Raw genomic sequence first — 14,097 nt, 5'->3', positions numbered from 1 at the left:
AGAACACCGTGCTGGAGAAGGAAGAACTGCGCGCCCTCGTCGCCCAGGTGCTGGACGTCGAGGTGGCCGAGGTGGGCGACGACGTCAAGTTCGTCGACGACCTGGAGGTCGACTCGCTGATGGCCCTGGAGGTCGTCGTGGTGCTGGAGAAGAAGTACGGCGTCAAGCTCCCGGAATCGGACCTCAAGCACATCGTCACCCTGGACAGCGCCTACGACGTGCTGCGCTCCCGGATCGACACGGCGCAGGCCGCCTGATGCCCGCCGCGAGCCCACTTCGCGCCGCGGTCGAGGTGCTGCCCGCCGAAAGCGAGCTGAACACCGCGGCCCGGTTCACGGTGGCGGACACCGAGACCGTGCTCCCCGGCCACTACCCGGGCTTCCCCATCTTCCCCGGGGTCTGCCTGGTCGAATGCGCCCGCCAGGGCGCCGAGGCCACCCGGCCCGACGACGCCAAGGGCACCCGCCTCGCGGCCGTGGAGTCCACCCGGTTCACCGGACCCGTCTTCCCCGGCGACCGGATCGACATCGCCATGGCCTGGAAGCGGACCCCCGCCGGCGACTGGCAGGTGCGGGCCAAGCTCACCACCGGGCGGGGCCCCGCGGCCGGCGTACGGCTGCGCTACGCCACGCCCGCGACGACCGGAGAGGCGGCGGCCGCATGACCGGCCAGCGCGACATCCGGGCCCGGCTGCCCCACCGCTTCCCGATGCTGCTGGTGGACCGCGTCGTGGACGTCGTCCCCGGCGAGCGCCTGATCGCCCTCAAAGCGGTCACCTGCAACGAGCCCTGGTACGAACGGCTCGACGCGGACACCCCCGAGGAGGACTTCGCCTACCCGCAGTCGCTGCTCGTGGAGTCCTGGTGCCAGTCCGCCGGCGTACTGGCCACCTGGGACGACCCCAACCCGGACGTGCTCGACGGCCAGGTGATGCTCTTCGGCGGCATGACCGGCGTCGAGTTCCACCGGCCGGTCCTGCCCGGCGAGGTCCTGGAACACCGCGTGCGCCTGGACCGCAAGGTCGACGACACGCTGCTGTTCGACGGCGAGACCCGCTCGGCCGGCGAGACGGTGATGACCGTCGGCCGGATCGTCATGGCCTTCCGCCCGGCGGCGGCGCTGCGCCCCGCCACCGCCTGAGGAGACGAACGACATGCCAGACAGCACGAACCGGGTGGCCCTCGTCACCGGCGGTTCCCGCGGCATCGGCCGCGCCACGGTCCGCGCGCTCGCCCGCGACGGATTCGACGTGGCCTTCTGCTACCGCTCGGACGACAGCGCCGCGCGCACCCTGGAGAAGGCCGGCGAGGAGTTCGGCGTCCAGGTGGTGGGCACCCGCGTCGACGTCGCCGACGGACCCGCCGTACGCGCCTGGACCGAGGCGACCGAGGAGGGCCTGGGACCGGTCGCCGCGGCCGTCACCGCCGCCGGCATCACCCGCGACAACCCGCTGGTCCTCATGGAGGACGAGCAGTGGCGCCAGGTCATCGACACCAACCTGGACGGCGTCTACCACGTCTGCCGCGCGGTGGTCTTCGGGATGATGAAGCGCCGCGGCGGCGCCATCGTCAACATCTCCTCGGTCGCCGGGGTCTACGGCCACGGCACCCAGACCAACTACTCCGCCTCCAAGGCGGGGATCATCGGCTTCTCCCGGGCCCTCGCCAAGGAGACCGGCCGGTCCGGCATCCGCGTCAACGCGGTCGCACCCGGCTTCATCGAGACCGACATGGTCGCCCAGATGAACGACAAGGCCCGCAAGGACGCCCTGTCCTCGATCCCGCTGCGCCGCATGGGCACCGCGGAAGAGGTCGCCGACCTCGTCGCCTACCTGGCCTCGGACAAGGCCGCCTACATCACCGGCGCCGTCCTGCAGATCGACGGCGGCATCACGATCTAGAACCACCCGCACGACCGCACCCGCACCACCGCACGGCACCACCCGCACGCGAACCGCTGGAGGCGGCGATGGCACGACGCGTACCGCGCTGGTACTTCTCCTTCCGCAGCCCCTACTCCTGGATGGCCTACCGGGACCTGGTGGACCACCACGCGGACGTGGCCGCGGCGATCGAATGGCTGCCCTTCTGGGAGCCGGACGAGCCCGCCCTGGACGAGCTGGAACGCAGCAACATCAAGCTGCCGTACGTCGCCATGTCCAAGGAGAAGCACCTCTACATCCTCCAGGACGTCCGGCGCCTGGCCCGGGCCCGCGGCCTGGACATGGTGTGGCCGGTGGACCCCGCCCCCCGCTGGGAGGTCTCCCACCTGGCCTACCTGGCCGCCGAGCGGCTCGGCGCGGGCCCCGGGTTCATCGCCGAGACCTACCGCGCCCGCTGGGAGCTCGGCGAGGACATCTCCGACCCCGGCACCATGCGCGGGATCGGCGAGCGGCTCGGCCTCGACGCCGAGGCGCTCGCCCGGGCCCACGAGGACCCCGAGATCCGCGAACTGGGACTGAAGGCGCTGAACTCCCTTCACCGCGACGGGGTGTTCGGAGTCCCCTTCTTCATCAGCGGCTTCGACAAGTACTGGGGCGTCGACCGGCTCCCCGACTTCGTCGAGCAGCTGTCCGCCCGGGCCGCCTGACCCGAGCACCCGCATCCCCGTCCACTCCCGCAAACCGGAGGAAGAACCGGCCATGGCCACCAACCCGTTCGAGAACGACGACGCCCGCTACCTGGTCCTCGCCAACGAGGAGAACCAGCATTCCCTCTGGCCCGCCTTCGCCGAGGTCCCCGCCGGCTGGACCGTGGCGCACGGCGAGGACACCCGCCAGGCGTCCCTGGACTACATCAACGAGAACTGGACCGACATGCGGCCGAAGTCGCTGGCCGACGCCATGGACGCCGCCTGACACCCCCCGCCGGCGGCTGGGCAGCGGGCGTTGGCAGCAATCTGCAACGCCCGTTGTCCATGTCCGGAGCCGATGACAGCGTGGCCCTCACGCAGCTTCCCAGAAAGCGATGCCGCTCATGACGCACTCCCTGATGTGCCTTCCGTTCGCGGGGGGCGGCGCAGGTTTCTACCGCGCCTGGAAAGACCTGCCCGCGCACGCCCCGCGGATCGTCCCGATCCAGCTGCCCGGCCGCGAGGAACTCTTCCTCGACGAGCCGTACCGCGACGCGCACACCGCCGCCGACGTCCTCGCCCCCCGCGTGGCCGACCTCGCCGCGGGCGAGCCCCTGGCGCTCTTCGGGCACAGCCTGGGCGCCGTCCTCGCCTACGAGATCGCCCGCCGGCTGGAGCGCGACCCGGCCGCGGCCCTCACCCACCTGTACGTGAGCGGTTCGCCCGGCCCCCGCACCGGCCGCTCCCGGCACGCGACGGGACTGGACGACGAGGCGTTCCTCGCCCGCGTGCAGGAGTTCGCCGGGTACGAGCACGACGCGCTGGCCGACCCCGACATGCGGGAGCTGCTCCTGCCGATCCTGCGGGCCGACGTCGAGATGCACGAGAGCTACCGGCCGCGCTCCGACGAGCCGCTGCGGATCCCGGTGACCTCGCTGCGCGGCACCGAGGACGCGCTGGTGACCCGCGCGGAGGCCGAGGAGTGGCAGGAGTTCACCACCGGCGCCTTCCGTCTGGTGGAACCGGCCGGCGGCCACATGTACCTCACCGGGTCTCCGCTGCCGCTGATCGACGCGATCGCCGCGGTGCCCGCCTCATGACCACCGCCACCGCCGCCACACCCGCCACGGGGGCCGGCCGTCTCACCGGCAGGACCGCCGTGGTCACCGGCGCCGCCCGGGGGCTGGGCCGCTCCTGCGCGGTCCGGTTCGCCGCCGAGGGCGCCGACCTGGTGCTCGTCGACGTCGCCGGTGACGTGGCCGGGGTGCCCTACCCGCTGGGCTCCCGGAGCCAGCTGGAGCACACCGCCCAGCTCTGCCGGGCGCACGGCGTCTCCGTGCACACCGCCGCCGCCGACGTCCGCGACCCCGGAGCCGTCGAGGCCGTCGCCGGCCAGGCGCTGGAACGCTTCGGCACCCTCGACGTCCTGCTCAACAACGCCGGCATCGCCTCCCCCTCCGGCAAGGCCGTGCACGAGATCGCCGAGGACGAATGGGAGCTGATGGTCGGCATCGACCTCACCGGCGCCTGGCGCATGATGAAGGCCGTCGTCCCCGCCATGGTCGAGCAGCGCTCCGGCAGCGTCATCAACGTCGCCTCCACCGCCGGCCTCGTCGGCTACCGGCACTTCGCCGGCTACGTCGCCGCCAAGCACGGCCTGATCGGCCTGACCAAGGCCGCCGCCCTCGACTACGCGCCGTTCCGGGTCCGGGTCAACGCCCTGTGCCCCGGCTCCGTGCGCGACGATCCGCTGCACGAGGGCCGCATGCTCGCCGAGATCGCCCGCTCCCTCGACGTCGACGTCGCCGAGCACGAGGAGATCTTCGTCCAGTCGCAGCCGATGAACGCCCTCATCGAACCGCACGACATCGCGGGCGCCGCCCTGTGGCTGGCGGGAGACGACTCCCGCCAGGTCACCGGGACCACCCTCACCGTCGACGGCGGCTTCAGCGCCCGCTGACCCCCGACCCGCATTCCCCTTCCCGCACGTACAGGAGTCCGACCATGTCGAGAAGTCAGGCCGAGTCCTGCCACAGCCTGGTGGTCCGGATGCCGGGCCCTGTCGATGCCGGGGACCTCGAACGGCGTCTGCGCGCCGGCGCGGCCGGCGCCTGGGACACGGCCGCTGAGCTGCGCCTCTGGCAGGACCGCCTGCCGTACGCCGCCACCCACCCGGGCGCCGCCGACCGGCTGCGACGGGAGGCCGGGCGTCCGCTGCGCTCCGCCGGCCCGCCGCTGCGCGCGGTCCTGCTCCACTACCGCGACGGCGACGCCGACCTCGTGCTCGTCGCCCGCCGCACCCTCGCGCTCGACCCCGGGACCCTGGCCGTCACGCCCGCCGACGCCGAACGCCCGGCCGGCGAGCGGCCCGTCCTGGAGTGGGGCCTCGGCGACCCGGCCCGGACCGGGCACACCGCCGAAGCCGCCGTGGCACGGCCCCTGCCCGGCGACCCGGCACTGGTCGCCGCGGCCACCGCCCTGGTCCTGGCCCGCTACGGGGCGGGCGAGCCCGTGGACGAGACCCAGGACGCGGCCGCGTTCACCGCGCGCTGGGCGGCGTACGAAGGCGGCCTGCTGAACCTCGCCGGCATCGGCGTCCTGGTCGAGGAATCCCGGCCGGGCGTGCGCCGCCTGCCGCACCTGGCTCCCGTCCTGCCCGGCGTCCTGCACGTGACCCGGCAGGCGGACGGCACCGCCACCGCGGTGTTCCGCCACGACCTCGGCGACTTCCACCCGGCCGTGGCCGAACGGTTCGCCGCCCATGTCGCCCGGGTGGCGGCCCAGCTGGCGGCCGCCCCCGAGCGCCCGCTGGACTCCGTCGAGCTCCTCGACGCCGACGAGACCGCGTGGACACTGGCCCACGGCGTCACCCCTCCCACCGGCGACCCCGGCGCCGCCGCCCGCACGATCGACGGCCTCTTCGCCGACGTCGCCCGCGCCCGGCCCGACGCCGTCGCCCTGACCGCCGGGGACACCAGCCTCAGCTACGCCGAACTCGACGCCCGCGCCGAGCGCACCGCCGCCGGACTGCGCGCCGTGGGCGTGGCCCCCGGCGCCACGGTGGGCGTCGCCCTGGAGCGCGACGCCGACCTCGTGATCACCCTGCTCGGTGTCCTCAAGGCCGGCTGCGCCTACGTCCCCATGGACCTGCGCTACCCGGAGGACCGGCTGCGCTACACGGTCGAGAACGCCGGGATCACCGTGGTCGTCGGCGGCAGCGGCTTCCCCACGCTGGACGGCGTACACCTCGTCACACCGGACGCGCTGCGCGCCCTGGCCGCGGGCGCGCCGCCGCGGCCCCGGCCCGAGGACGGCTCGGCGCCCGCCTACGTCATCTACACCTCCGGCTCCACCGGCCGCCCCAAGGGAGTCGTCGTCCCGCACCGCAACGTCGCCGCCCTGATCGAGGCGACCCGCGAGGACTTCCGGCTGGGCGCCGACGACGTGTGGACCCTCTTCCACTCCAGCGCCTTCGACTTCTCCGTCTGGGAGATCTGGGGCTGCCTGCTGACCGGCGGCCGCCTGGTCGTCGTCGACTACTGGACCACCCGCGACACCGAGCTGTTCCACGCCCTGCTGGTCCGCGAGGGCGTCACCGTCCTCAACCAGACCCCCTCGGCCTTCGCCCAGGTGGTCGAGGCGGACCGGCACGCCCCCGCCGACGCCCTCGCCGTACGGCTGGTGGTCTTCGGCGGAGAGCCGCTCGACGTCCGGATGCTCGCCCCCTGGTTCGCCCGGCACTCCCACACCGAGTGCCGCCTGGTGAACATGTTCGGCATCACCGAAACCACCGTGCACGTCACCGCCCACACCGTCACCCCGGCCGACGTCCTGGCCGCCGGCCGCAAGGTCGGCCCCGCCCTGCCCGGATGGACCCTGTCGGTACGCGACCCGCGCGGCCGTCTGCTGCCGGTCGGGGCGGCGGGCGAGATCTGCGTCGGCGGCGCCGGCGTCGCCGACCGGTACCTGGGACTGCCGGAGCTCACCGCGGAACGGTTCGTCACCGACCCCCACGGCGGCGGACGGATCTACCGCAGCGGCGACCGGGGCCGGCTGCGCCCCGACGGCAGCCTGGACCACCTCGGCCGGCTCGACAGCCAGGTGAAGGTGCGCGGCCACCGCATCGAACTCGACGAGATCCGCAACGTGCTGCTCAGCCACCCCGACGTCGCCGGCGCCGCGACCGTCCTCAACCACGACGTGCCGGGGGACGCGGCCACCGCCCGGATCGACGCCTACGTCGCCCTGCGGGGCCCCGCGGCCGCCGCCGACGTCCTCGCCCACGCCCGCGGGGTGCTGCCCGTCTACATGGTTCCGGCGTCCCTGACCGTGGTGGCCGCGATCCCGCTGACCATCAACGGCAAGGTGGACACGGCCGCGCTGCCCGCCCCGTCCGCCGCGCCGGCCGGCTCCGCGCCCGCCTCGACGGCCGCAGCGGCCCCCGGGACGGGCACGGAACACGACCCGCTGACCGAGCAGATCCTCAAGGTCTGGGGCCACGCACTGAATTGCGACGTCACCACGAAGGACAATTTCTTCGAACTCGGCGGCAATTCTCTGCTGGTCATCAGGGTGCTGCGCGAAATGCGGGGCCAGGGCCTGCCGAAGGTCACGACGCAGGACTTCTATCGCAACTCCACGGCAGGCCGGTTCATCGAACTCGTCCGGGACGCCCAGATGTGACGCGACTCAACGCGACGCGGGTATGTCGACCCTGCGCTTCACGGCGGACAGGAAAGAGAGACGGACGATTCCGCTCGGAATCCGGATGGCTTTCCAGTAACGTCCGAAACGGCGCCGGGTCGCCTCGTCCGTGGCCAGGATCCTGGTCTCCGTCGACAGAATTCCATCGGCGTACCGCATCGTGAAGACGGCCTTCGTGCAGCCCGGCTCCGCGTACTGCGCGAACACCTCCGCCATCGGCCGGTCCGGGGTCACCGGGCCGGCCTGCGAGCCGATGCCGCCGTACACCAACTCATCGTCGGACAGCTCCAGTACGGTGTCGCCGTCCTTGGCGAAGTCATCCAGCACGCGGCCGTCCGCCGAGAGCCTGCTCTTGGTGAACCGGAACAGGAACCGGGCCACGGGAGCCTCCCGCCAGGTCATCTCGCGGGCCGCCAGCATCACCTCTTCGCGCGGCGCCTTCACCGCTATCCAATGCTGTTCCCGGAAATGCCATTCGGGCATGTAGCGGTCGACGATTGTGCGTTCCGCATCCTTCTTCTCGGTCATACGCCGACGCTAGCACGCGGCCGACCGCTCCCCAGGGCTTGGCAGCTTTCTGCAAGCGCCGTTGTCCTGGCCGAAAGCCCGCTGTTAGACAGGGGGCCTGACTCCGTGATTTCCATCGATGTATTGAGGGTGAGTGGCTGTGTCCGACCTTCGGGGTGCCCTGCTGCCGCTGACCGCCGCCCAGTCGGGTGTCTGGTATGCGCAGCAGCTGAATCCGCAGAACACGATCTTCAACACCGGTGAATTCCTGGAAATCGACGGACCGGTGGACCCGCTGCTCCTCCAGCAGGCCCTGCGCCAGGTGGTCGCCGAAGCGGAGACGCTGCGCCTGCGCTTCCACGAGGGCGACAGCGGCCCCGTGGCCCGGATCGTGCCCGCGGCCGACCTCGACTGGTCCCTGCACGTGGTCGACGTCAGCGACGCCCCCAACCCGGTCGTGGCCGCCCGCGCCTGGATGGCCGAGGACTTCGCCCGGCCCCTGGACACCGAGCACGACCAGCTCTTCCTCTTCGCCCTCTTCAAGGTCGCCGAGGACCGCCACCTGTGGCTTCACCGCTACCACCACCTGCTGGTCGACGGTTTCACCGTCAACATGGTCGCGCAGCGCACCGCGGCCCTGTACTCCGCGCTGGCCGCCGGTGAACCCGTACCCGCCACCCCCTTCGCACCCCTCGCGCAGCTCCTCGACGAGAAGGCCGCCTACCGCGACTCCGAGCGCTTCGGCACCGACCGCGCCTACTGGATCGACCGGCTCAAGGAGTGCCCGGAACCCGTCAGCCTCTCCGGGGAACAGCCGGGCCTGGCCGGCTCCCTGGCCCGCCGCACCGCTCGCCTCGGCCGCACCGAGACCGAGCGGCTGCGCACCCTGGCCTCCGACGCCGCCGTCACCTGGCCCCCCGCGCTGGTCGCCGCGGTCGCCCTGTGGCTCCGGCGCCTGACCGGGGCCCCCGAGGTGGTCCTCGGCCTGCCCGTTTCCACCCGGCTCGGCAAGAACGCCCGCAGCGTCCCCGGCATGGTCTCCAACGTCCTGCCGCTCCGCGTCGCCATCGAGCCCGGCACCACCGTCGAAGAACTGCTGCACCAGGTCTCCGCCGAGATGCGCGCCGCGATGAAGCACCAGCGCTACCAGTTCGAGGACCTGCGCCGCGACCTCGGCATGCTCGCCGACGACCGCCGCCTGGTCGGCCCGCACGTCAACATCATGATGTTCGACTACGACCTGCGGTTCGCCGGCCACACCGCGCGTCCCCACAACCTCTCCATCGGCCCCGCCGACGACATCTCCTTCATCGTCTACGACCGGGGCACCTCCTCCGGCCTCCAGATCGACTTCGACGCGAACCCCGACCTGTACGCCGACCAGGACCTGCGCGCCTACCAGCTCGCCTTCCTCGACTTCCTGCACCGGCTGGGCAGCACCGAGCTCCACGAGAGCGTCGACTCCATCGACTTGGACACCTTGAGCCTGCCCGAACGCGCCCGTACCGCCGCCGGCACCACGGCCCCCGGCACCGCCGCCGTCGGCACCACTGCCCCCGGCACCACGGAGCCCGCCGCCGCCCGGGCCGCCTCCCGCGCCCCGCGCACCGCCGCGGAGGAAAGCCTGTGCCGGCTGTTCACCGAGGTGCTCGGCACCCAGGTCGTCTCCGTGGACGACAACTTCTTCCTCCTCGGCGGCAGCTCCCTCCACGTCACCCGCCTCGTCGGACGCATCCGCAAGGAACTGGGAGCCGAACTCACCCTCCGCACCGTCTTCGAGAACGCCACCGTCGCCACCCTCGCCGAAGCCCTCGGCCTCGCCGCCGCCACCGACGGGGGCGCCGGCGCCCGGCAAGCCCTCACCGTGCGCCCGCGCCCGGCCCGGCTGCCGCTGTCGGCCGCCCAGAACCGGCTGTGGTTCCTCAACCAGATGGAGACCGGCAGCGGCAAGGCCGCCTACAACGACGGCCTCACCGTCGAGCTGACCGGCCGCGTGGACACCGACGCCCTGCGCGCCGCGCTCGCCGACGTCGCCGTCCGCCACGAGAGCCTGCGCACCCTCTTCCCCGTCGTCGACGGAGCCCCCCACCAGCACGTCCTGGACGCGGCCGAGGCCCGCCCCGAACTCCTCGTCACCGAGCCGGCCGACGAGCGCGAGCTGGCACACGCACTCGCCCGCGCCGCCGCCCGCGGCTTCGACCTCGCCACCGAGATCCCCGTCCGCGCCCACCTGTTCACCCTCGACGACGAGCGGCACGTCCTGCTGCTCGTCGTGCACCACATCGCCGGCGACGGCTGGTCGGTGGCCCCCTTCACCCGCGACCTCGGCCGGGCCTACACGGCCCGCCTGCGCGGCGCCGCCCCCCAGTACGAGCCGCTGCCCGTCCAGTACGCCGACTACACCCTGTGGCAGCAGGAGCTCCTCGGCGACGAGAGCGACCCCGACAGCGTCCTCGTCCAGCAGATCACCCACTGGAAGGACACCCTCGCGGGCCTCCCCGAGGAGCTCGCCCTGCCCACCGACCGGCCCCGCCCGGCGGTGGCCGGCCACCAGGGCGGCCGGATCGGCTTCCGCCTCGACGCCGAGGTCCACGCGCGGCTGCTCGCCCTCGCACAGGACACCCGGGCCAGCGTCTTCATGGTGGCCCAGGCCGCCCTCGCCACCCTCCTCCACCGCGTCGGCGCCGGCGAGGACATCCCCGTCGGCACCGTCATCGCGGGCCGCACCGACGACGCCCTCGGCGACCTGGTCGGCTTCTTCGTCAACACCCTCGTGCTGCGCACCGACGTCTCCGGCGACCCCACCTTCCGCGAACTCGTCGAGCGGGTCCGCGAGTACGACCTCACCGCGTACGCCCACCAGGACGTGCCCTTCGAGCGGCTGGTGGAGATCCTCAACCCGGTCCGCTCCCTGGCCCGCCACCCGCTGGCCCAGGTCACCCTCGCCATGGACGACAATGCGGCCCCCGTCCTGGAGCTGCCCGGCCTCACCGCGACCGTCCGTCACCTCGACACCGACACCGCCAAGTTCGACCTGTCCTTCCGGCTCGGCGAGCGCTTCGACGCCGACGGCCGGCCCGCCGGCGTCGACGGCAGCATCGAGTTCGCCCGCGACCTCTTCGACGAGGCCACCGTCCACGACCTCGGCGAGCGCTTCCTGCGCCTGGTCGAGGCCGCCACCGCCGATCCCACGGCCCGCGTCGGCTCCCTCGACCTGCTCGACCCGGCCGAGCGCACCCGCCTGCTGCACGGCTGGAACGACACCACCGCACCCGTCCCGGACGCCACCACGCCCGAGCTCGTCGCCGCCCAGGCCGCCCGCACCCCCGACGCGCCCGCCCTGGTCTTCGAGGACACCGTCCTCAGCTACCGCGAACTCCAAGACCGCGCAGGCCGCCTGGCCGCCCTGCTCGCCCACCACGGCGCCGGCCGCGGCCGCTCCGTCGCGGTCGCCCTGGGCCGCAGCGCCGACACCGTCGTCAGCCTCCTCGCCGTGATGAAGGCCGGCGCCGCGTACGTGCCCGTCGACCCCGCCTACCCGGCCGAGCGCATCGCGTACATCCTCGACGACTCCCGCCCCGCCCTCGTCATCACCACCACGGCCCTCCAGGACTCCCTGCCCGCCGACGGCACCCCACGGCTGCTCCTGGACACCGCCGAACTGCCCGACGAACCCGCCGCCGACACGGCGCTCACCCCGGCGGACGCGGCGTACGTCATCTACACCTCCGGCTCCACCGGCCGCCCCAAGGGCGTCGTCGTCACCCACACCGGCGTCGCCAGCATGGCCGCCGCCCACCTCGCCTGGTTCGGCGGCGGTCCCGGACACCGGGTGCTGCAGTTCTCCTCGCCCAGCTTCGACGCCTCCATCTGGGAAATGCTCACCACCCTCGGCACCGGGTCGGCCCTGGTCCTCGCCCCCGCCGAGCGACTGGCCGCCGGCGAACCGCTCGCCGCGCTCCTCGCCGGGCAGCGGGTCACCCACGCCACCCTCCCGCCGGTCGTGCTGGCCGCCATGGGCGACTCCCGCCTCCCCGAGGGCATGACCCTGGTCACCGCCGGCGAGGCCTGCTCCGCCGAGCTCGTGGCCCGCTGGTCCGAAGGGCGCCGCATGGTCAACGCCTACGGCCCGACCGAGTCCACTGTCTGCGCCACCATGTCCGGCGCCCTCAGCCCGGGCGCCGGTGCCCCCACCATCGGCCGCCCGATCACCAACACCCGCGTCTACGTCCTCGACGCGAGCCTCAACCCCGTACCGGCCGGTGTCCCCGGCGAGCTCTACCTCACCGGCTCCGGCCTCGCCCGCGGCTACCACGGCCGCCCCGGCCTGACCGCCGAACGCTTCGTCGCCGACCCGCACGGGACCCCCGGCAGCCGCATGTACCGCACCGGCGACCTCGTGCGCTGGACCGCCGACGGCGAACTCGACTACCTCGGCCGTGCCGACGACCAGGTCAAGATCCGCGGCTTCCGCATCGAACCCGGCGAGATCGAAGCCGCCCTGCTGGCCCACCCCGCCGTCGCGCAGAGCGCCGTACTCGTCCGCGAGGACCGCCCCGGCGACAAGCGCCTCGTCGGCTACGTCGTCCCCGCCGGCACCAGGTCCGACGCCGACCCGGCCGAGCTCCGCGCCCACGTCGGCGCCACCCTGCCCGACCACATGGTCCCCGCCGCCGTCCTGGTGCTCGACGCCTTCCCCGTCACCGCCAACGGCAAGCTCGACCGGCGCGCCCTGCCCGCCCCCGACTTCGCGGGCCTGTCCGCCGGACGCGCCCCCCGCACCCCGCGCGAGACGCTCCTCGCCGCCCTGTTCGCCGAGGTCCTCGACCTCGACACCGTCTCCATCGACGACAGCTTCTTCGACCTCGGCGGCCACTCCCTCCTCGCCACCCGCCTCATCAGCCGCATCCGCACCGAGGCCGGTGCCGAACTCACCGTCCGCTCCCTCTTCGAGACCCCCACCGTCGCCGCCCTCGCCACCACCCTCGACGGCGCCGCCGACGCCCGCCGAGCCCTGCTCCCGCAGGCCCGACCAGCGGAGATCCCGCTGTCGTACGCCCAGCGGCGACTGTGGTTCCTCGGCCACTTCGACGGCCCCAGCGGCACCTACAACCTCGGCCTGTCACTGCGCCTCCGCGGCCGCGTCGACACCGCCGCCCTCGACGCCGCCCTGGCCGACGTCACCACCCGGCACGAGGCCCTGCGCACCGTCTTCCCCGACACCGACGGCCGCCCGCACCAGCTCGTCCTGGACCCGGCCGCCCCCGCCTCACAGCCGTTGCTGCACCGCACCACCGTCACCCCCGACACCCTGGACGACACACTCGCCCGGGCCGCCGCCACGGGCTTCGACGTCACCCGAGAGATCCCCGTACGCGCACACCTGCTCACCCTCGCCGACGACGACCACACCCTCCTCGTCGTCGTCCACCACATCGCCGGCGACGGCTGGTCCCTCGCCCCGCTCGCCCGCGACCTGGGCCGCGCCTACGCCGCCCGACTCGACGGGACCGCCCCGGAGTTCACCCCCCTGCCCGTCCAGTACGCGGACTACACGCTGTGGCAGCGCGAGGTCCTCGGCGACGAGGACGACCCGCGCAGCGAGCTGTCCCGCCAGGTCGACCACTGGCGCGAAGCCCTCGCCGGCCTGCCCGAGGAGCTGGCGCTCCCCACGGACCGCCCGCGCCCCGCCCAGCTCAGCTACCGCGGCGACACCGTCGGCTTCACCGTCCCGGCCGAGCTCCGCACCCGTCTGGAAGAGCTGGCCCGCAACACCGGCACGAGTCTGTTCATGGTCGTCCAGGCGGCCCTGGCGACCCTGCTGCACCGCATGGGCGCCGGCACCGACATTCCGCTCGGCTCCCCGATCGCGGGCCGCACCGACGAGGCCCTCGACGACCTGGTCGGCTTCTTCATCAACACCCTGGTGCTGCGCACCGACGTCACCGGCGACCCCACCTTCCGGGAGCTGCTGGAGCGTGTCCGGGAGACGGACCTGGCCGCCTACGCGAACCAGGACGTGCCCTTCGAACGCCTCGTGGAAGTCCTCAACCCCGAGCGGTCGACGGCCCGCCACCCCCTCTTCCAGGTCTCCTTCCAGCTCCAGAACATCCCCTCGGACCAACTCGCCCTGCCCGGCGTCGAGGTGACCCAGCAGCCGGTCCGGCTGGACACCGCCAAGTTCGACCTCTCTTTCACACTGGCGGAGGCCGGGTCGGGGCTGGAGGGGAGTGTCGAGTTCGCGGTCGATCTGTTCGACCGGGTGACGGTGGAGGGGCTGGCCGGTCGTCTGGTGGCGGTCCTGGACGTGGTCGC

11 protein-coding genes are annotated in these 14,097 nt (G+C 73.3%); 10 read left to right on the top strand and 1 reads right to left on the bottom strand.

Going from position 1 to position 14,097, the window contains the following annotated elements; genetic code table 11:
* The first annotated feature begins 8 nt into the window (after positions 1-8).
* From AC07B0_RS37590 to AC07B0_RS37550, 9 genes are all read left to right on the top strand, one after another.
* Positions 9-257: an acyl carrier protein gene (locus tag AC07B0_RS37590; protein ID WP_356882228.1), complete on the top strand. Its 249-nt coding sequence runs from the start codon at positions 9-11 to the stop codon at positions 255-257.
* On the top strand, positions 257-664 hold the full coding sequence (locus AC07B0_RS37585; RefSeq protein WP_467299555.1) for a 3-hydroxyacyl-ACP dehydratase FabZ family protein: 408 nt from the start codon (positions 257-259) through the stop codon (positions 662-664). Before AC07B0_RS37590 ends, AC07B0_RS37585 begins: the two co-directional genes overlap by 1 nt.
* The gene (locus AC07B0_RS37580) at positions 661-1,140 is read left to right on the top strand and encodes a 3-hydroxyacyl-ACP dehydratase FabZ family protein (RefSeq protein ID WP_356882224.1); all 480 of its coding nucleotides are present in this window, start codon (positions 661-663) and stop codon (positions 1,138-1,140) included. Before AC07B0_RS37585 ends, AC07B0_RS37580 begins: the two co-directional genes overlap by 4 nt.
* A 13-nt stretch (positions 1,141-1,153) precedes the next feature.
* Complete coding sequence (gene fabG / locus AC07B0_RS37575; protein WP_356882222.1) at positions 1,154-1,900, top strand: 3-oxoacyl-[acyl-carrier-protein] reductase; 747 nt, start codon at positions 1,154-1,156, stop codon at positions 1,898-1,900.
* A gap of 68 nt (positions 1,901-1,968) precedes the next feature.
* Complete coding sequence (locus AC07B0_RS37570) at positions 1,969-2,589, top strand: 2-hydroxychromene-2-carboxylate isomerase (RefSeq protein ID WP_356882220.1); 621 nt, start codon at positions 1,969-1,971, stop codon at positions 2,587-2,589.
* A gap of 52 nt (positions 2,590-2,641) precedes the next feature.
* Complete coding sequence (locus tag AC07B0_RS37565; protein ID WP_356882218.1) at positions 2,642-2,857, top strand: MbtH family protein; 216 nt, start codon at positions 2,642-2,644, stop codon at positions 2,855-2,857.
* A 118-nt stretch (positions 2,858-2,975) separates the two neighbouring features.
* Positions 2,976-3,671: a thioesterase II family protein gene (locus tag AC07B0_RS37560; RefSeq protein WP_356882216.1), complete on the top strand. Its 696-nt coding sequence runs from the start codon at positions 2,976-2,978 to the stop codon at positions 3,669-3,671.
* A complete protein-coding gene (locus tag AC07B0_RS37555) occupies positions 3,668-4,531 on the top strand; it encodes a mycofactocin-coupled SDR family oxidoreductase (RefSeq protein WP_356882214.1) in 864 nt (287 codons plus the stop codon). The genes AC07B0_RS37560 and AC07B0_RS37555 overlap by 4 nt, the downstream gene beginning before the upstream one ends.
* Before the next feature lie 44 nt (positions 4,532-4,575).
* Entirely contained in the window at positions 4,576-7,254 is a 2,679-nt protein-coding gene (locus tag AC07B0_RS37550; protein ID WP_478900251.1) for a non-ribosomal peptide synthetase, read from the top strand.
* Between the two features lie 6 nt (positions 7,255-7,260).
* Here the strand turns inward: AC07B0_RS37550 and AC07B0_RS37545 are convergent, their stop codons facing one another.
* On the bottom strand, positions 7,261-7,803 hold the full coding sequence (locus tag AC07B0_RS37545; RefSeq protein ID WP_356882210.1) for a hypothetical protein: 543 nt from the start codon (positions 7,801-7,803) through the stop codon (positions 7,261-7,263).
* Between the two features lie 139 nt (positions 7,804-7,942).
* Between AC07B0_RS37545 and AC07B0_RS37540 the strand changes: the two genes are divergently transcribed.
* The coding region (locus tag AC07B0_RS37540) for an amino acid adenylation domain-containing protein (protein ID WP_478900249.1) at positions 7,943-14,097 on the top strand (6,155 nt) is incomplete at its 3' end.

The organism is Streptomyces sp. NPDC044704, from assembly GCF_056433525.1.
The sequence above is the reverse complement of the archived record's forward strand: the minus strand, read 5'-3'. Positions and strand labels throughout refer to the sequence as shown.